Raw genomic sequence first — 21,708 nt, 5'->3', positions numbered from 1 at the left:
TTTACGGGTTCTTAGGAACCAATTTGTAAATTCCTTTACCTTCGATACCCACATAAATATACCCATTTGGGGCTTGGCGAACGTTGCGTACACGACCCATACCATCCAATAATTTTTCACGATAGGTGACTTTATTGTTTTCTATGACCAAACGTTCCAAATATTGAAAGGCCAAAGAGCCTACCAATAGATTTCCTTTCCACTTTGGGTATTTGTCTGATGATACAAAGGTCATTCCGCATGGTCCAATTGAGGGAGTCCATTGGTAAACTGGTTGTTCCATTCCTGGTCTTGAGGTTTCATCCGTAATTTTGGTACCTCCATAATTGATGCCGTAGGTAATCACTGGCCAACCATAGTTTTTTCCTTTTTGCACAATATTGATTTCATCACCTCCCCTTGGTCCATGTTCGTGTTCCCAAAGTTGACCGGTTTCTGGATGTATTACCAAACCTTGTGGATTTCGATGCCCATAACTATAAATAGCGGTTTTAGCGCCAGATTTATCCGTAAATGGGTTGTCTTTTGGAATGCTTCCATCATCATGGAGTCTATAAATTTTACCACCATCCTTTGTGATATCTTGGGGATTTACATCTCTATTACCGCGATCTCCGACAGAAAAATAAAGGTATCCTTCATTATCAAACTCAAAGCGGGAGCCAAAATGTTGCCCTTTTGTGGTATTGGGAACTGCTTTGTACAATACTTTTTTTTCAACAAGCTGGTTATTTACCAGTTTAGCTCGCATAAATGTGGTATTTCCACCTTTTCCGCCTCCATCATTTGATGAGTAGCTCAAATAAAGCCAACCGTTGTTTTTATAGTTAGGATGTAGTTCAATATCTAAAAGGCCACCTTGTCCACGGACATAAATGTTTGGAAGATTCCCTACTTCAGCAGTTTTTCCATCCTTGTAAAGGAGCAATTTCCCCGATTTTTCTGTAATTAACATTCCTCCCTCAGGAAGAAAAGCCATACCCCAAGGGTTTTGAATATCGGATATCACCCTTTCGGCAGTAAAATCAATGGTTTTCGGAAGATTTATGCCATTATCCTTGTTTTGGGCACAGGATGTAGATAGCATTACAACGAAAAAATAAGGAAATACAGCACTTTTTTTCATAGATTTACGTTGAAATAATAGATTTTATAGATGAACTACGACTTTTTAAAGTCGAAAGATAATTAGAATTATATAAGTTTAGATAATTACAATTAGAATATTTAGGTCCCAAATCTAATATTCTGCAAACGAAACTTAACCTATGCTCCCTCAAAAAACAAGGCATTTGCTATATGCCGTGTTATTGGTGCTTATATCAATTTGTTGTTCCACGGTACTAGCAAAAACGGAAACGCGCAATATACTTGCGACGCTGGTATCCTATGTTTCAGATTCTAAGGAAAAAAAAGCAAATGAATTGTCGGCTGAGACCTTGAAGGTCAAGGCGGATGTTTCCTCAACTTTTTCCAGTAGCATGTTTATGACCATCATCCAAGGTGCGGATGAAGAAGTGGTATGTCCTAATGATGGTAGTACATTGGCCAAATTCTTTTTATGTGGTACCAGCGACATCAGATCGTTATCCTTAAGTCAATCTGGAAGTAGTTATGAATGGCAACGACTAGACACCAATACCTGTGCCCCAACTGTGGTAGATGATTGTCCTACGATCAATGCAGCATGTACGTGGAATACGGTTGGTACCGGGTCCACATTCAGTCTAAGTTCCGCAGGAGAATTTCGAGTTCGGGTAGATTCAGGTCAATATTTCTATTTCAAATCCACACTTAACCCCTTAGATCCCCAATTGATAAAGGATGATATTATTTGTGGAAACCCAGGCAGGGTAGAGGTAACCAATGTGCCTGCTGGTTATGAATACAGTTTGAACAGCTCTGCTGGTCCATACCAAGACGATCCTTTCTTCGATGTAACTACTCCAGGAAATTACATGGTATGGGTGCGTTTAAAGAATGTTTCCGCAAGTGCATGTTTGTTTCCTTCCAATACAGTGAATGTTCAAGAATTGGATATTACCGTAGACGTTACCGCCAATGATATTCTTTGTAGTAGCGAATTGGGTAGTATTGATGTAGCGGTTTCAGGAGTCCCTGGTTTTTATACCTATCGTTTGATTAAAAATGGCGTTACGGTAGATACCTTTGGACCCAATGGTTCAGATTCCTACACATTTGCTAATGTGAGTCCAGGTACTTATAGTATACGAGTTGAGACCAATGATTGTTCGGAAACCATTACCACCGATACTTTAGGAAACCCAATTGAGATCGGTAACGGTATCAGTCCATTAGATGTGTCCGCAACTGCTTCCGCCAGTTTTGGATGCGGGGCCACTTCAGTAGATGTCGATTTGACCACCACGGGAGGAACAGCACCATATCGTTTCAGTGTGGATGGAGGTCCATTCAGCGCTACATACACAGGTACTACAACTTTTACTGTGACTACCGCGGGAACCTATGCTATCTTGGTTGAGGATGTCAACGGCTGTCAACGAAGCGCGTCGGTCAACGTTCCTGATATTCCACCTCCAATTTTTACCATAACCGAAGAAGATGCCAATTGTGGTGGTGCCAATGATGGTCGAATCACCATAAACGTAACTAGTGGATTTGGTTATGAAATAGAATATAGCATCAATAACGGGACAAGTTATCAGATTAGTAATGTGTTTTCAAACTTAGCTCCGGGAACATACGATATTGTATTAAGATATGAGCAAGACTCATTTACTTGTACAACCACCCCAATAGTGGGAACAATAGGAACGCCTTCGAATATAAATGCAACGGCAACACCGGATACCGTGCCAACTTGTGCCAATGAGACTGGTGGGCAAATTACCATTGCAGGCGTTTCTGGAGGAACAGCACCCTATGAATATAGTATCGGAGCCGGATTCGGTACCAATCCTGTATTTGCCAATCTTGGTGTAGGTACTTACACACCTTTGATCAGAGATGCCAATGGATGCGTACAACCTTTGCCAGATATCGTTTTCAATGCATTGGACAAGCCAACAGACTTGAATTTTTCAATATCAAGCTTAAACTGTATCACCACTACTGCCTCAGTGGCTTTGACTGTTACCGGAGGTACTGCACCATACAATTATGAAATAATAGCACCAGCAGGTAGTGCCATAAATAATGGAACCAATAACACATTTTCTGGATTAGGTTTAGGAACCTACACCTTTAGGGTAACTGATAATGAAGGATGTTCCTATGATGAAAACTATGCCATTACCGATATCAGTTCTATTGGGGTTCAGGCACAGCAAACCCGTGTAGTTACTTGTGTTGGGGATACAGATGGTGAAGGACGTTTTCTTGTTGATGGATTCAACACAACATACAGCTACAGCATTGATGGTGGTACGGTTTTCACGGCTCAAAATACCAACGTAATCCCATTAACGGGATTGGCGGCCGGAAGCTATGTGATTTCGGTTACCGATGAAGAAACCAGTTGTACCGATACAGCCACCTTGGTAATAGAAGAGCCTGCAACAGCTTTTGCCATTTCTAGTCTGGATGTGACGGCGATGAGCTGTCAGAACGGTAATATAGGTTCGGTAAGAGTAAACACCGTTGGCGGTTGGGGAGGTAATCGATACACTCTTACGCAACCAGATAGCTCTACCCGAGGACCAAAAAATGGAAGCGTTTTTGCCAATCTTTCCCAAGATGGCTTGTACCAAGTTAGCGTTACTGATGCCAACGGATGTACAATAACAGATACATTCACGCTTACCGCCTTGCAGCCCCCAACGTTAGCGTTGGACACTGGAGCTTCTGACTTATGTTACGACAATTTCAACGCTGCAACCTTAGTGGTAAATGCTACATTGGGTACGGCGCCGTATCAATATCGAATCAATGGTGGAGCTTTGGGAGCTAGCAATAGCTTTTCAGGATTAACTCCAGGAACTTACACAATCGAAGTTGTCGATGCCAACGATTGTAGGGATACTGTAACACAGACCATTGAGCCGCAGGTCACAGCTTTGGCAACTACCATTCAAGAATTGGATTGCGCAGGCCCACCTGCACAAATTCAGGTAAATATTAGTAATGGTTATACTTCAGGTGGTGATTATGATATTTACGAAGTAAGCATCAATGGAGCGCCCTACACATCAGACAATAATAATATAACAGGGAATGCTTTCATCTACAGTATCCCTAACGACGGTTCCATCATTGTTGATACTACCTATCAATTTATGATTACTGATAGCGAAGGATGTACCACAGAATCAAATATTGTCACCATTACCCCTCCAGAAACCATCGCAGGTTCCGTTGTGGGAACAGATACCCAATGTGGAGATAACACCAGTGGTATTGTAGAATTGATTCCGGATACAACTCAGGGAATCCCTCCTTACGAATTTAGTAACGATAATGGTGCCACCTTCAGCACTCAAAATATTTTTTCAGGCTATGGACCAGGAACGCACGGAGGATTCATAATCCGCGACAGTAGAGGTTGTGTGAGTCCAGCCTATAACGTCACCATTGCTGCAAGTGCACCATTGGATGCAACCGTCACCCCAACACCAGCTGTTTGTTCCGTTGGAAGTGTTGGCGGTTCCATTTCAACCACCATAAATAACGGTGTAGCTCCGTTTGATTATGTGCTATTGGATGCAGCAGGAAATTTGGTGGCTCAGTCAATAGGAACTGGAAGTACAACCGTGAACTTTCCTAACCTCGGTGTTGGAAACTATACAATAGTGACTACCGACGCACAAGGTTGCGAGGACAGGGATGATGTGATTCTTGACCAAAATGTATTGGATTTAATTCCATTGGATGCACCACCAGCGCTTTGTACAGATCCTTTTATTTCCTATAGAGTTCAAGCAACGGGCGGAACAGCTCCGTACGAATTCCGATTAGTAGGAGATCCTACTTTTGTGCTTGCCAATGTGAATGGCGTGGACATTCATGATTTTTCAGCTGTTGTAACATTTGGAGTAACTTATTTTGTTGAGGTAAGAGATGCCCTTGGGTGTATCTATATCGAAGAAATAGATCCAATTGTTCCACCAAGCCCTGTGACTGTAACCGCAACTTCAAATACCGCTTCCTGTAATGTTGCGGGAAGTGGGGAGATAACTTATGAAATCTCTGGCCTGCCTGCAAACCCAGCTAACTTTGAGGTTACACTAGAAAATACGGATACCGGAGCGACCATATCTGGACCTACAACGTTTACAAATGAACCTCTTCCATTTAACGACACATTTACCGGATTGGCGCCGGGCAATTACCAAATCATTGTAACAGATACCGATACCGGATGTAGTGCAAGTACTTTGGTGTTTATCGGTTTTAGCTCACCAACCATAGTAGTTGACAATAATGTTGAAGCTACCTGTAATGCAGGAGCGTTTGTTACCGTAAGAGGATTTGGCGGAACGGCACCTTTTGGATATGCCTATGTCCCAACAGGTAACCCTGCTCCGACTGCTTTTGGAACTGCCACCACTTTTGAAATACCAGGACCTTACCCTGCCGATTATGATTTTTATGTAGAGGATGCAAACGGATGTACCGCCTTAACCACGGTTACGGTTACTCAGGAAGCAGGAATTCCAACTCCTGCCATAGATGTTACCAATCAGTGTACGGCAACCAGTGGTTATCAAATTGATGTAACTGCTCCAATTTCTACAGGCTCTGGACTACCTGAAGAAACCTTTATGTATGATATTGGAAGTGGTTTCCAGAGTAGCGTCAATTTTGTAGTACCTAACCCAGGAAGCTATGTGATTACAATTAGAGATGGCAATGGGTGTACTGATACTGTCACCGCGGATGTTTTTGATTTCTTCGCTATTACTGCAGATGCCACCTCATTCCCAACATGTAACGCCGGAGATGGTGTTATCACAGTAAATACAACAGGAGGTAGTGGCAATTTTGAGTTCCAATTACGAGATGCGGGTACTTTGGCCAACATTGGTCCTGCGCAAAACTCAAACGTATTCAACAGTGTTTTGCCTGGAGACTATAATATTTTGGTTACCGATTTAAGTTCCAATACCGCACCATTATGTTCTGATGAGACTGTTGTAAACGTATCAACAGTAAATACACCTATCATTACAGCTACACCTGTTTCTGATATTAGTTGTAGTGGAGCAGCAGACGCGTCCATATTTGTTGAACTTCAACCCGGAAGTGATACGGATACACCAATGAGCTATATATTGTATGATGGCGCTGGCGCTACCGTGCTTGCGGGACCTCAACCTTCACCATTATTTGATAATTTGGGGCCAAATACTTATCAAGTTGAGGTTGTTTCCGACAGAGGATGTACCGACCGCTCAAGTGATGTCATCATAATTGAACCGGCAGTGCTATTGGTCAATGCAATAAATACCCAGTTTAGCTGTAACCCTTCAAGCAACCAATTTAGTACAGCAACAATTACGGTTTACACAGATACAAACGGTGATGGTACGGGAACAGCTACCGGAACAGGGCCGTATACCTATAGTATGAATGATGGTACCCCTCAATTTGATGGAACCAATTTCCAGACCAGTAACGTGTTTGAGATAATTGATAATGGTACCAACCAAAGCATCATCCTTACCGCCAGAGATCAAAACGGGTGTGAGGAAAACACTACGGTCAATATCAATACCCCGACAGATATCACATTTAGTTATAACGTAGGACAGATTACCTGTGATGCTTCAGGAACCGGAATAAATCCCGGATTTATAGAAATTATTGTAAACGAAGGTGCCGGAAACTATGAGGTAGAAATACTACCCTTAGGTTCAGAACCTGCTCGTAGTTCTAGTGGAACCGATAGAGTTACCTGGCCTATTTCAACACCAGGAGATTATATTTTTGCGGTCACCGATATTGGAAGCGGAGGATGTTCTTATCTCACTGCAACGATAAACATGCCAGAATATAATACTATTGAGGCTCTTATTGCTGAGGTGCGACCTGTTACCTGTTTTAACGGAAATGACGGAGAAATCAGTTTGGCCATCAATAACTATAGTGGTACATATAATTATGAAGTTTTCTCAAGGGACAACTCCGGAGTGGAGACTTCAACCGGAGTTACCGGAAGTTTTGACACCAATGCACCCATAAACACACCAGAAATAATTACCGGAGTTCCTGCAGGAAATTTGATAGTCCGTGTCGAAGCCTTGGCTTCTCCATTCTGTGATGTAGCTAGTAATGTGGTTACCGTAAGATCACCCGATAGGGCACTTTCCGTTGCTGCTGTTCAGACAACTGAAGTTACCTGTAATGTTCCCGGATTTGGTGAAATTACGGCCACCGGAGATGGTGGTTGGGGCATCTATGAATACCAATTGATTGCTCCCGACGGTATTACCGTTCTGGTAGATTACCCAAATACCAACCCTATTTTCCAGGATCTCTCAACAGGAACATATACAATAAATGTGAGGGACTTTATGGGCTGCGAAGAGAGCACAAATATCAATTTACCGTTGCCAACACCGATAACTTCCGATATTCAAGTAATTCAACCCTTACGTTGTAACAACGACAATGATGGAATTATTGAAGCTTATAATGTGGCTGGAGGGCAAGGACCGGGGAATTACTTGTATCAATTGAATAGAATTACCGATGGAACCAATAGTGGACTCCAAACTACGCCAACTTTTGCCAATTTATCGGCAGGAGAATATACCATTACCATTTTTGATGGTTGGAACTGTAGTTTCACCACCATTCCGATAACGGTTCAAGACCCTGAAATTGTGGTTGCCGAACTAAGGGAACTTCAGCCACCTGGTTGCGGGGATTTGGGTCGAATGGAACTTACGGTCACCAATCCAGAAGCTGGTGTGGACTACTTTTATCGAAGAGCTGGAACTGCAGACCCTTTTACTCCATTTGGAGCAGGATTGTCCAGTGTTGAAATTGCTGTTGATATCACTGTAGATCCGGGGCCATTCCAATACGATGTCCAAAATTCGAATGGATGTCCATTTGAACGCTCCAATCAAATTTCATTAGATCCAGCAGCTCCGTTGGTCATTGCCTTGGATTTGACCAATGCAACCATCAATTGTGCGGGAGAGGCAACAGGGATTATACGGTCAGAAGCTTTTGGAGGAATAGGAAGTTACGTGTATACCCTTTTAAACTCAAATACTCCTCCAGTGCCCACGGTCACCAATACTGTTGCACCGGCTCAATCATCTGGGATATTCAGAAACTTGAACCCTGGAACATATTATGTATATGCTCAAAGTGGAGGGTGTGAAGCCATATCAGACCCCATACTAATAGAACCTAAACCACCTTTGGTGTTGGATTATTTAGAAGCTGTTCCCGTTGTTTGCGCAGGAGATGCCAACGGTCAGATTATTATTGAGGCCAGTGGTGGTACCGGAGCAATCAGATATTCCATCTCTGACAACCTAAGTGAATTTTTTGAAGGTAATGATCCAGTCAATCCCAACAGAAGAACATTTAATGATTTGGCACCACGGACCTATGATATTATTATTCAAGATGATTTAGGTTGTACTATTACCAGAACTGTGGAAATAACCCAGCCCATGGAATTGGTGGCCAGTGTTGTCGCTACAACCCCTGAGACTTGTCTGGGCGATGCAGACGGAACACTCACACTAAATGTTTCAGGAGGAACCGCTCCCTATTATACAAGCGTAAACTCCTCTGATGATGCTGATTTCGAGCAAAACAACAGTCTATATTTCGATAACCTTATGGGCGGAGCAACCTATGTTATCTTTGTACGAGATGCCAATGGATGTCAAACAAATGTCAATGCTGAAATTGGTATCGGTATAGAACTTATGGCCGAACCTATCGTCGAATATGGTTGCGAGGGAATCTTTCCAAATAGCACGGCCACGGTGTCAATTGAAGATACATCTTTGCTTCCAAACCTATTGTTCTCACTGGATGTGGATGATGTTCTATTGGCTACGGAGCAACATGTTTATGGTGATTTGCCCGCAGGTGAACATACCGTATACATCTATCACCAAAATGGATGTGTAACCTTTGTGGAATTTGAAATTGATGCCTACGAGCCACTTACGTTGGAAGCTGCCAAAACAGGCCCAAATGAAATAACGGCGATAGCTACAGGCGGATTTGGTGGATATGAATATTTCTTCCAAGACGAATCGTTTGGTGATGTAAATGTTTTCAATGTCAATGTAGATTCAAATATCAATATTATGGTCAGGGATCAAAACGGTTGTGTGGCCAATTTGATGATGCCGTTCAATTTTGATGGAATGCCAGAGATGCCTCCATTCTTTACCCCGGATGGCGATGGATTAAACGATTATTGGTATCCAGAAAACCGAGAATTCTTTCCAAATATAGATGTCATTATCTATGATCGTTATGGTCGGGTAGTGGCTCGACTGAACCAAGTAAAAAAATGGGATGGAATGTATGAGGGCAATCCATTACCCACTGGCGATTATTGGTATGTGGTCAATGCCAACGATCGTGAAAAACAACAATATGTCGGCCATTTTACATTGTACCGATAGCGCGAAGGTGTTTTTTGATTATATTTAGGGCATGTCATGTTAGTCCGAAATCAAAATTGTTTTGATGGGATGCTACTAAACTTAACCAAATGAACAAAAATGTAACTACCCAAATCCCCTCTTTTCTTACAAACGAGCCAGAAGATCTTGATTATTCCATTTTTCAACTCAACCTCTACCTAAATGGATATAACGAAGCTTACAAACCCTATAAGATTGACTACCATTTGTTGGTCATTAGCTATCATCTCTGGGAAGGCAGGGATTTAGAGGAATTTTGCCAAAAACAAACAATTTGTTATTTCCTTATGAATCCCATGAATGATTCGGCAGAGGCAAGAGAAGCCTTTTGTTTTGAAATCAGGGAATTTCTTTTAGGGATTTAATTATTTTTCAAATATTCATTTAAAACGGGTTCATCTTTTTAGTGCGAAATGACCACGAAAGGATCTCCCATCTTCAAGAAATACACTGAACCAATAATCGGATGAAGGCAGTGGACGTCCTTTCCAACTGCCATCCCACCCTGGGGACGAAGGATTTATTTGTGCCAATAGATTACCATATCTGTCATAGATATAAACAAGCGATTCGGCCTGTATATCCTCATTGATTCCATCAATTTGCCAAAAATCATTATACCCATCGTTATTAGGAGTAAAGAAAGCAGGATGCCCAATTACCGAAAACTCTCTTTCCACGACTTCACATTCATTAATATCTCGAATATAAGCGGTATGTATTCCTGGTGCTACATTGTTGAAGGTATTGCTATTTTGATATGGGCCATATGGGTCATCAATTGAAAATTCAAAATTTTCATATTCTTCCAATTCCACGGTAACCGTAGTAAGCTGACTGATCAAACCATCTACAATCAGATCTGTTACTATTGGAGGTTCAATAGAGGTAACATCAATGGTTTTAAAAGCTTCACATCCTGTACCATCCGTTTTAGTTGCCTTAAGGGTATAGGTTCCCTCTTGTGGTATGCGAAAACCTTGATTTGTACCCAAAAGATTCCCTTCGGAATCAATCCATTCATAGGCGTAGTTATCCTGTGGATTCCGGGCGCTAATAGCATATGGCAATTGATTTAGACAAACTTCAAGGTTCGATTCAAGGTCAAAAATGGGACCTTCGTCGACGACAAGCGAAACATGTTGTCCAAGTCCGATACAGGTATTTTGGTCTGCGCCATCGACCCGTACCCAAAGGTCTTGTTGACCGGGAGATTCTTTGTTTCTGTATTTGGAAGGATCAATAGGTTCCAGCTCGGAAAGTGCATCTTCGGCAGTGGTATAATAACTTACCTCAAAATTACTGTTCGGAGGGAACAAGGCCAAAATGGTAGAGGTGGCGCTGCTAAAATCAAAGGTTCCAATGCCATCAGAATAATTATCGTCAACACTATCATCGCATGCACGGACTTCTAGATTAAAACCACTGGGGATTGCCGTGCTTACGACCCTAAGGTCCAAAGTGGTCACATCAAAACATCCAAATTCATTTTCAACCCTTACAAAGAGCTGAGAGGCCAGTGCGTTGGAAAATGTATGGGAAGCTGCAATTGGGATTGACCCTCCAATGGCCTGTCGGCGAGTTTCATGAAAACTAAAGGTGAGGGTGGAGTCGGGATTGATTAGTTTCGAGGCCTCATTGAGATTGAATTCGGAGAATCCGTCTCCATCGGGATCGCATTGGACAAGTTCGGCTGGAGTGACCCTTGGTAAAGCAGTGACCATAACCTCTTTGGTATAGGTCTCAACATCTGAGCCTTTTGTAATTGTTGCAGACACTATATAGGTTCCTGAATTAGCATAGACATGCTCCGGCGATTTATCCGTGGTGTTGAGCTGGGGTGATCCATCCCCAAAATCCCATAAAATATTATCTGGGTCCGGTAGGTAGTTGGTTGAGAGCTTTGTTTGATCACCTATACAAGCCTCTTCATATTCAACCCTTACCTGAAAATAGGATTGGATAAAGGAAGGGAGTCCCTTCTGACTAGACCTGCCAATTGATAGGCCATTTTCGACATAGTTGCAAGCTATACCTCTTTCTTTGGGATTGTTTATTACACCCAATTCACGTCTTCTCTCATTGGCTTGGTAAATCTTCCCATCTATGGATAATTGTAGCGCTGTTGGGTCTGCTGGGGAATCTGCTATTTTTTGATAGGCATAGTTGTTCTCCAGATCCACCTGCACTAGGATGCTTCCATTATTACTATGGCCACTAGGAGGGACATTGCCATTTCTGAAACTACTTACGGTGGAATATAGTTTTTTTGAATCTGGTGAAAACTCCACCCCATAAGCAAACACAAAGTCATCATCCATCAATTTTTGTTCATTGGAAACTAGACCTGTTTCTATGTCAAAATCAAAAAGAAAGAGACTCCCTGGGGAATGTCCGCTAAGGTCTATGCTGTTCATAAAGTTAGCCATGGCAAGCTTGGTCCCATCGGGCGACATTTTAATTTGTCCTTTTGAATTTCCCGTATAAGCGCCCAAATAAATATTTGGACCTATTTTAGAAACGACCGGGGTTTCATCAACTCCGTTTTCATCAATTTTGAAAGCGTAGAAAGAATCTTTGAAATGTGTTATTACCCAATAAATATCTTCACAAGGGTCTTTGATAGCCGTTAGTTTTTGCGAACATTTTAGACCTTTTTCAAACTTATTGGAAGTGTCATAAGTAATAAGGTGTGCCCCTCTACTGCTTATCGACCCAGGCCCAGTCATATTAACCTCAAAAAAATTAAGACCATCACCCTCCCATAGTATAGTATCTACTGTCTCATAGTCATCCGTTATAAAGAGATAATAGAAGTTTGGAAAACCTGGTTTAGGAACAATAATAGAAGATTGTGTACTAAAACCACTTCCTGATAAGGCTCTGCTCCCCGGCATACGCCTATGTAATCTGTTGTACGCGGTTAATCCATCGGTATAGAAAAGCAAGTCTCCATTTTCTGTGGAAATGGTGGCACTTCCTTCAGGTGTATCCATGGAGCTTCCAATTAAGGATTGTGGAACAAGGTTGCTGAAGTCTAATCCCGCAAACTGGCCAAAATGCCATATTGCAGCCTCTTTATCTTGTGATAAAGCAGCACAGGAGTACAACAATATTGTAATTGTGAGAATTCTTCTCATAGTTTGACCAACAATTACAATCCGTTTCAAATTTCTTGAAATGAATTAGCTATCTCCGTAATATATTAATTTCATTTCAATTTTTATATTAAAATTGACCAATTCTATAGCCTATTGGATAATTGGTAAAATACGAGTCTAATTTATGACAGCTTCCTAGGATAATGAAAAGAGAAAAGTATTTTGCGACATAAACAAAACCTATGTTTGATAAATCCCGTCAAATTGTATATTTGCACTTCCTAATTAAAGCACTACTTTAAAATTGTAGTACATCGCGGGATGTAGCGCAGCCCGGTAGCGCACACGCCTGGGGGGCGTGGGGTCGCAGGTTCAAATCCTGTCATCCCGACCAAGATGGTATCATTGGGTATCAAAGAACAGCTAACTTAATGGATTTCAACAAGTTAATTTTTATTGAAATCATTTGGTTGGCTTTTTTTATGAAAAAAAAGTGACCTATTCGGTTACCTGTCAGGTTACTAATTTTTCGTAACTTTTCCTGTGGGAGCAGGGCTTTCCATATGATCTGACTTTCGTTAAAGTAAAATTATTGGTTACCTAAAACGAAAGCAAGATGAAGACTTTTAAAGTATTGCTCTGGCAGAATGGGGCAAAGGCAAAAAATGGATTGGCACCGATCTATGCCAGAATCACGATCAGGGGAAGGCGTGCGGAGATCAGCACGGGGAGAAACTGCCCGGTCGCGAATTGGGACAGCAAAACGAGCAGGATCGTTGGACGATCAGAGGGTGCCAGGGCCCTTAACCAAGAACTGGAACGGATCAAGCACAGGCTCCATGAATGTTACAAAGAACTCTTGGACCAGGGCACGTTCGTGGACGCAAGGGCGGTGAAGTCAAGGTACCTTGGCGAGGACCGAAAGGGAAGGACCCTTTTGGAGATTGTCGATTACCATGGGCAAAAGATGGAAGGTGTATTCAAGGAGGGTACGCTCAAGAACTACCGGACCACAAAGACCTATCTGGAAGGTTACCTACTGAAAGTCCTTAGGACAAGGGACATTTACCTAGAACAACTGCAATACGGTTTCATCATAGATTTTGAACGGTACCTGAGGAACTCCAAGAATGCACTTAGCAACAAACCGTTGACCAATAACGGGACGATGAAGCACCTGGAGCGCCTCAACAAGCTGATGAACCTGGCTGTGGACCTTGAATGGTCGGAAAGGAACCCCTTTGCCAGGTACTCCCTTAAATTCACCAAATACGACCGTAGCTATCTGACCGAACAAGAGTTGTTAGACTTTGCAACGATAAAGCTCCAAAAACCGGCATTGTCCATTTGCAGGGACATGTTCGTGTTGGCCTGCTATACCGGACTTTCATATATCGACCTGAAGCAACTGACGGTTGACCGGATAACGATAGGGATAGACGGAAAGAAATGGTTTTTTTTGCAAAGGGAGAAAAGCAAGCAACCAGTGAAGGTGCCATTGCTGGCCAAGGCCCTGGCCATATTGGATAAATATGGGGAGGACCTTCGGATAAGAAACAGCCTTCCGGTATATTCCAACCAAAAGATGAACAAGTATATTAGGGAAGTGACAGATCTGTGCGGAATCAACAAACATATCAGTTTCCATGTGGCCAGACATACCTTCGCCACGACCGTGACCCTATCCAATGGCGTGCCCATTGAGACCGTGTCCAAGTTATTGGGCCACACCAAACTCTCAACGACCCAGATTTACGCCCGTGTGCTCGAGAACAAGATCAGCAGTGATATGGAGCTGTTGGAGAACAGGTTGATTTTGAAGGAAAAAAATGTTGTTTGAGCCCCAGAAGATCGAAAGAACCTCAAAACCGGGAGAAAATCACTGTTAAAATGAAAAGCAGGCATTAAGCCACAGGAGTGGAGAAATAGTTTGGCGTATGAAAGTCAGATCATAAAGAAGGCCCGTTGATGGATCAGTATGTCCATTGACGGGTTTTTTATTTCCGTTCCTCTCCCGAAACAAAAAGGGCAATACAAAAAAGTCCCTTTTCTTACCACTGGACTTTGCGCACGGTCCCTGTTCCGATTTTATAGCGATCCGGGAGATTAGCGTCAAATAAAATTGGAAGAGGGTGCAACCTGCTTTTTGTTAGGCCGAAGGTATGCCCAACAATGACCGAAAGGGAGTTGAGGGGTATAGCGAGAGGGTAGCACGCTAAAGCGGTGCTACAATGACCAATTTTTGGCTCAAAGGCCAGTAAAATCAATGTTTTTTATTGGTTATTTCTCTTAATGAAATTTTTATTTTTTGCTGTAAAACCTCGGGAAACCCCTAAAAACACTGAAAAATTTTACAATAAAAACCTAAAAATTGTGAGTAGAGCAATGGCATCTTTTAGTCAACCCAAATGAATAGGGCAACTTGCATTTTCCATTGCTCATTTTTTGGGAATTGGGTCAAATCCCTTTGAAAGCCCTATAAACAGAGCGAAAAGTTGACCCAATTCTGCTTTAAAACAGAACTTTTGCCTCGCTCAGCAGATTAGTTTTGGTATGATTTGGGACTTGCAGCGTGAAACTTTGTTCCACTCGCTCTTTCAATGTTACCGACGTCGGGGTTTCTTGTAATGGAAGGTTTTTTGCGACCATGGAGAGCAAAACAAGATGTCTTTGTTACCACAAAGACACATCTTGAATTAAATTTTTTCAATATAAATAGCCTTTGTTTTTTTATCATTGCATGACTGACAACTAGTATTCAATTCCTCCACTTAACCAGCCAAAAAGGGCAGTGGGGTTGGGCGGGTGAAAAAACAGCAGCCCATAATGAACTGCTGTTGTTGGTTTTATGCCACTAGTCATAGACTAGCGGGAGTGGGTCAGTGCTGAAGAATGCCCCCTATGTAACAATTAATTTCTGTAGAGGAAAATTTTTCTAACTTTATTTTTTTTGTTTTAAAGGGTAAACTATAAATGCTATTTGGACCGGTACTTGCAATTTCAATTTGATAATTACCTGGTGGTAGTTCTTTTGTAATCTGCCCAGAATTAAATTCGGATTTTAATGATATTGAATCCGTGAAAAAAATAACCCCTTCCAGAGGCTTCCCTGATATTCGGTCATATATATTTAATTTTACTTCTGCAAGATCTTTATCTATTTTTGCAATACTAGATATACAGTATTGACCATCAATATTAAATGGCTTGGTTGTATCAACTTTTTTGATATAATTTTTAGTCTTTTTGCAATATTGAATTGGTGAGCAAGAGGAAGTCAAAATTAGAATACTAAAAAACCATTGATATTGTCCGATTATTTTACTCATGATATTTTTTAATGTTATTTGATGTAGGTTTTACTTTGTTTTTTCTATGGCCTTTAGGAATTTTCCCATGAACGCTAACTTTATTCAGGTTAGGAAAAGCTTTTTTAGTTTTCTCCGCAAATTCAATAATATCTTGAACATCCCATTGTGAAATGGATGTGTCATTTCCACCGGCCATTATACCTGACCCCTTATCGTCTAATCCTAGTGTATGTCCAATTTCATGTGCTCCAACTTTGATGCCTGGATCATTATCAGGGACAAGTATATTATACAAACCTGTGGTCACCCCTCTCGCATGGGAGGATTTTGATTTTATCTCATGTTCGGAGACGACAGAATAAATGTTACTTGATCCATCTTTTGTTTTTGCATCATCATCTCCTCTTACATCTTTATCTTTTTCTGATTGTGGATTATCTACTTCAACTACATTCAAATCAAAGACGATTCCTATTTGACTTTTGTTTTTGTTTTCATCTTTTATCTGTAATGAATAGCCAGTTTTATTACTCCATGCTTTAACGGCTGCTTCTGCTGATTTCTTAGAGTCTTCATCTCCTGTCTTAACATAATATGTTGCTGCAATTCTTATTTGCCAATCACCATTTTCATTACGCTCTAAATATATCGCAAAATCCTCTCCCGTTTCATCAACATAAAGATTTGGATTATTGCCAACATAATTATATGGAGTCAAAGGCATATACTTTTCTGCCAACGGATCAATATTCATCCACCTTCCCAAATCTGGACTATAGTTCCTTGCTCCAAAATCATAAGTGGCCAAAGCATCGTTAAAGCTGTCATCCAATTCTTTTCCACCATACTTCCATCGATTCGCCACACTGTTCCCCAAAGGGGAGGTGCCACTATTATAACCTTTGTGCTTAAGCCCGAAGGGGTAGTAGTTGTTTTCCTCCACAATTTCGCTTTGGTCCACACTGCCATTGTCGTTGCCATCTTCATAGCTCAGCCGTATGTTGCCCAAATGGTCCTTGTATTGGTATACATACTTATAGGCACTACCATCTTTGTACACATAGCCCTCAGGGTGGTTAAAAAACTGTAGGGCGGTGGAGCTGGTTGTACCCGAATACACATAACCATTGGCATACTCTGTCACAGAACTTCCCGCGGTCTTTTTTAACTTGGTGCCCGCGGCATCGTAAATATACGAAATTGTACCGGCGCCCATGGTTACCGAGGTGGGTAGGTTCAAGTGGTTGTATGTAATGGCCGTAATACCTTTATTGCTATCCGTGATCATATTACCGTTGGTATCATAGGTGTACTCCGTTGTCGCAGAGGCGCCATCATTAAAGCCTTCGGTGTTTCCAGCACTATCACTGACCCTTTGCAACCTATTACTTGTCTGGTTGTCATAATATGTATAATGGAGGTCATCTATTAAACTACCAACACCTTTTCTTTTCAATTTGGTCAGATTGCCATTTTTATCATATTCAATTCCTGTTACGTAATAGTTGTTGGTATTTTCGGTTGCCGAAGTTATTCTGTTCAACGCATCATATGTATAGGTATAGGTATTGCTCACTGGATTACCAGAACTATTTACACTAGCAGTGATCCAATTGGTTTTACCTATATTGCCGTTATATAGACGCTTGCTTACATCTGTAAGATCGTTATATTCCATACTGAAGGCAAAAAGGTCCGTACCCAGATTATCTGGATCATTAATCTGTTTAAGCCACCCGCGTACATTGTAATTGTAGTCCACATGCTGTAGGCCACCACCGGTCTCCTTGGTAATCAATTGGCCTAGGCCATCATAATGGTTCTCGACCAATGTTTCCGTATTAGCCCCAATGGTCTGTTCCTGCTTTAACAACCTGGCCGCATGATCATAGGTAAAGTCATTGGTAGTGGTCAAGGTACTCTGACCGGCCATGGTATGGTCCGTTTTTACCTGTATGGCCTTGCTTGCAAAGTCGAGCTCCGTGAGCACTGCATCCACAGTATTCAAGTAATTGTTCTTGCTGGCCGTATATACGGGTCTTCTTTTGCTGTCATAACCGGTTATGGTGGTGGTCCAGTCACTGGTGGTGAGCACACGTACCTTACTCACGGTGGCCAATCCTTTAAGATCATTGCCTGATACGGTTGTCTGCCCCAATACGTTGGCGGGTACATTGAGTCCGTTGGTATCCACATAGCTATCGTAATAATTGATGGTATGTACCTCAGATATCCCGGTGGGATAGACCCCATTGTTATAATAGATGGTGGTTCCGGCTATCACAATGGACGAACCACTTTTGGTAACATATTGCGTGCTCAATCCATTAACGGTATTCTGTAAAGCCGTCCTACTTGAGGTGGTTGCATTGGAAAGCCCGGTATAGGCCACCCGACCAAAGGCATCGTATTTGGTGAACAGCCATTTGTTCTGGGCATCCAAATAGGGATCTTGGGTCATGATGGGCCTGTCCAGCTTGTCATAGACAATATATTCCCATCCCTTGCCCGGTATTTTTTTCTCCACCAAACGGTTACGGAAATCGTATACATATTGGTAACAGAGCTCGGAGAGTTCGGTGGCCGAGATACTGCTGTCGTGTACCACCTTTGGTGGTAATACATAGGTTAGGTTCCCGTAATCGTCATACACATAATAAGTGTCATGGTCCCCACTGTTATGGGTACGTTTGAGCACCACCCTGCCCTGTTTGTCGGTGAACTCCTCGGTGGTGTGATCCGTGCCAGAGGTCCAGTTCTCGTCCTTGGTCACACTTTTGTACAGTTCGTTGGCCGCATAATGCCCATCGGCCACCAGAGTAGGGGTATAGGTGTTGTTGGCAAAGGAGAGGGTCACCTTGTAACGCCTCACCTCATTGGCCGCATTGCTTTTATAATCGAATCGAATCTCATGCCCATTGCCCAATTTCCAATCCTTACCGGGAGCGGCCTGTTCCAAGACCCGGTTCAACGGAGAGGGTTCAAACTCTTTTTCAGCATACGCATTTACATTGGCCGTGGAAAGTCCTATAAAGTCATCAGCATAATTGTTCTGGTAGTACTGCTGGGTGGGTGTTGCCACGTCTCCCCGATAGCTACCATAATTGCCCGTGGGTTCATGATAGGGCAACCATTCCTTGTCCTGCCTTCCATAATTGTCATAGCTGACATGGGTTACAATGTCCTCGGCTTTCCCCGTCTCGAACATTTCTGAGAGTGGAATCTCGTTGCCGTCCACAATCTCCAATATGGGGCGGTAGAAGTACTGGCGCACGTTCACATCGGTGCTATAATACAAGTAACTTCTAAATCTAGATGTTGTGGTTCCAGAACCCCATTTGTATTCGGTTCCATCTATTACCTTTGCACCGTTCATGTCGTATACCCCACTGACCCCAGTATCGGTACTGCCATGGGTATACGGATGTATGATCCCGACCAAAAGATACCATTCACTAAGTTGTGGCATATCACCGGACCAGAAATAGGGGTTTGTATTGGCACCTCCTCCAAGATTGTCAACGTTCTGTGTTCCGTGATAAGTTTTACCATCTTGGGATTGGTCTCTCCTGACCCAGACCATATATCGATAGGTCTTGGTCTTGTCCACATTGATATAATCGGTGTTCCAGCCACCATCGGAGCCATAATCGGGCTCGTTTCCACAACGCCATATGAGATCGGTCTCCCCAAAGGGGTTTGGACCCTGGATGCGTTCGTTTTCGGCCGTTGTCCCATTTTTATTGAAGAAAGGGGTGCCACCTGTCCCTGTGGTCCAATCCATGGTCCATTCGGGGGGCGTATTGGGGCTTGAGGCCCTTGTAGCCGTACCCGATGCCCGTACTGCTACTTGCTGTTTGGCCCTGCCAAGCCCATCAAAATAGGCCACGCTCTCCAGCACATCACGGTTCTTTTTAATGCCCGTTGCAGCCGACATGGCGGATTGGTAGGAACGGGTGTACACATAGTTTTCATCACTCAACGTAGGTGAAACATAATCACATCCGTTGGTCGTCCCTGGCGAATCCGGGCATTGATCGGTAGAATTGGTAGCATAGCCCAAGGGTTTGAAACTGGCATAAATGGTTGGGCTGCTCACCCCAAAACCATCTCCGTCCGCATCTTTATAATAGGTCTGGGGTGCAATATCGGTAATCATCACCGTAGTGTCATCATGGTCAGAACTATTGGATACATAACCTGAGGGTTGGGAACAACCCGAGGTGGAAGCAGCGGAATTCCCTTTGCCATCTCCATCGGTATCAGCATACCAGGTTGTGGGCTGTGTCACCGAATAGCTTATGGTCCTTGAGGACCCCCAACAACCAGTACTGTTTCGCCCCCTTAAATAATAGGTGGTACCACTGGTTCGGGTAACAGTTGTGCTTGAGTTGGAGGTGCTGGTACCCGAGGAACTGGACTGCCAGTACCAGGTGATGCCACTGGGCGGGGTGCCACGCGTTAACACGGTATTCCCGCAATTGTTCGTCACGCTTGGGCTAGAAGGTGTGCCAGGAGTGGAGGCCACGGTGACCTTAACACCACCGGTGTACTTCGTCTGCCCACAAGAGATGGCCCTTCTGCGATACCAGCGATCTGCGGTCAATCCACTCGGCGGGTTGTATGCCGTAGAAGTGGCCCCGCTTATATTGGTCCATCCACTACTACCATTATTGGAGTATTGCCATTGGTAACTATAGCTACCATCTCCGCCAGAGGCTGAGGTGCTGCTATGCAGGTTTCCGGGATTTCCATTATAACAGATAGTCTGGGTCCCTCCAATACTACCTGCCGCAAGGTTGGCACGTACGGTTACTTTAATAGAATTGGTGTATTTTGTCTGGGAGGCACAGATAACACGTCTGCGGTACCAGCGCGAAGCGGTAAGCCCACCGGGCGGATTATAGGTCGTACCCGTTGCCCCACTGATATTGGTCCAACCGCTGCTGCCGTTATTGGAATATTGCCATTGGTAATTGAAGCTACCACTGGTGCCCCCAGCCCCTTCAAAGTTTCCAAGGGTAGATGGGTTGCCACTGTAACAAATGGTCTGTGCATTTGTAATGACCCCTGCCGTAAGGTTTATGATTCCCACGTAGCGGGAACTGGAACTGCTGCTCCATGTGCCACCGCTGTTGCGGGCCCTAAGGTAATAGGTGCCCGTACTGGTCACGGTATATGTTGATGAGGAATTTGCCAGACTGGTACCACTGCTACTGGTCTGCCAGAACCAAGTAACCCCTCCAGGAGGTGTTCCACGAGATAGCACGGCCTGTCCACAACCGTTTGAGGATACCGAGGGCGTGCTTGGCGTGGAAGGTGCTGTGGCATTTACCGTCACATTCTTTGTTATTGTATAAAAATTGTAAGGATCCTGAAAATCCGCGATAAGGGATTTATTTCCTGACTGATCCCAACGGACATTGGCATAGGTATTTCCTGAAGAAGTTATGGTTCCCCCAGGAGCAATCCAAACCATAAAAATAATACTACTGCCATGGGATAGCGTATACCCATAGGTACTTCCCTGATTGACAGTGGAGGGGCCGTTTATGGTTTGTGCCTTAAGCCCTGTTGTCATAAGCATGCAGATGACCATGGCCAGCAAACCAAGCAAATGGTGTTGCTTATTTTGATTGGAATTGATTTTTTTCATCAAATGATTTTTTTGATTCGGTACGGTTTCCA

The 21,708-nt window shown here is 43.0% G+C and carries 7 protein-coding genes, 1 tRNA gene and 1 pseudogene; 5 read left to right on the top strand and 4 right to left on the bottom strand.

Going from position 1 to position 21,708, the window contains the following annotated elements:
* Position 1 precedes the first annotated feature (1 nt).
* Positions 2 to 1,126 carry a PQQ-dependent sugar dehydrogenase gene (locus tag IAG46_RS05060; RefSeq protein ID WP_190809227.1) on the bottom strand — a complete coding sequence of 375 codons (1,125 nt, stop codon included), beginning with the start codon at positions 1,124 to 1,126 and terminating at the stop codon, positions 2 to 4.
* A 142-nt stretch (positions 1,127 to 1,268) separates the two neighbouring features.
* Here IAG46_RS05060 and IAG46_RS05055 point away from each other — a divergent pair, with 142 nt between their 5' ends.
* The gene (locus IAG46_RS05055; RefSeq protein WP_190809226.1) at positions 1,269 to 9,587 is read left to right on the top strand and encodes a T9SS type B sorting domain-containing protein; all 8,319 of its coding nucleotides are present in this window, start codon (positions 1,269 to 1,271) and stop codon (positions 9,585 to 9,587) included.
* Between the two features lie 89 nt (positions 9,588 to 9,676).
* On the top strand, positions 9,677 to 9,973 hold the full coding sequence (locus IAG46_RS05050) for a hypothetical protein (protein WP_190809225.1): 297 nt from the start codon (positions 9,677 to 9,679) through the stop codon (positions 9,971 to 9,973).
* A 30-nt stretch (positions 9,974 to 10,003) separates the two neighbouring features.
* On the opposite strand, the gene IAG46_RS05045 is transcribed toward IAG46_RS05050, so the two are convergent.
* Positions 10,004 to 12,748, bottom strand: a complete 2,745-nt coding sequence (locus tag IAG46_RS05045) for a T9SS type B sorting domain-containing protein (RefSeq protein ID WP_190809224.1) — start codon at positions 12,746 to 12,748, stop codon at positions 10,004 to 10,006.
* Positions 12,749 to 13,026: 278 nt separating this feature from the next.
* Here IAG46_RS05045 and IAG46_RS05040 point away from each other — a divergent pair.
* From IAG46_RS05040 to IAG46_RS05035, 3 genes and pseudogenes are all read left to right on the top strand, one after another.
* Positions 13,027 to 13,103 (top strand) — tRNA-Pro (locus tag IAG46_RS05040).
* Positions 13,104 to 13,325: 222 nt separating this feature from the next.
* Positions 13,326 to 13,583 (top strand): annotated as a pseudogene (locus IAG46_RS17815) (Arm DNA-binding domain-containing protein); the annotation flags it as partial.
* Positions 13,584 to 13,601: 18 nt separating this feature from the next.
* The gene (locus tag IAG46_RS05035; RefSeq protein ID WP_368668169.1) at positions 13,602 to 14,549 is read left to right on the top strand and encodes a site-specific integrase; all 948 of its coding nucleotides are present in this window, start codon (positions 13,602 to 13,604) and stop codon (positions 14,547 to 14,549) included.
* Positions 14,550 to 15,588: 1,039 nt separating this feature from the next.
* Here IAG46_RS05035 and IAG46_RS05030 read toward each other — a convergent pair.
* Together IAG46_RS05030 and IAG46_RS05025 are read right to left on the bottom strand one after the other, a co-directional pair.
* Positions 15,589 to 16,038, bottom strand: coding sequence for a hypothetical protein (locus tag IAG46_RS05030; RefSeq protein ID WP_190809222.1), 450 nt, complete (start codon positions 16,036 to 16,038; stop codon positions 15,589 to 15,591).
* Positions 16,031 to 21,676: a DUF6443 domain-containing protein gene (locus tag IAG46_RS05025; RefSeq protein WP_190809221.1), complete on the bottom strand. Its 5,646-nt coding sequence runs from the start codon at positions 21,674 to 21,676 to the stop codon at positions 16,031 to 16,033. Before IAG46_RS05025 ends, IAG46_RS05030 begins: the two co-directional genes overlap by 8 nt.
* Between the last annotated feature and the right edge of the window lie 32 nt (positions 21,677 to 21,708).

The sequence above is a fragment of the Flagellimonas sp. S3867 genome (assembly GCF_014698935.1).
In the GTDB taxonomy this organism is placed as follows: domain Bacteria; phylum Bacteroidota; class Bacteroidia; order Flavobacteriales; family Flavobacteriaceae; genus Flagellimonas.
This window is presented reverse-complemented; position numbering and strand designations above follow the sequence as displayed.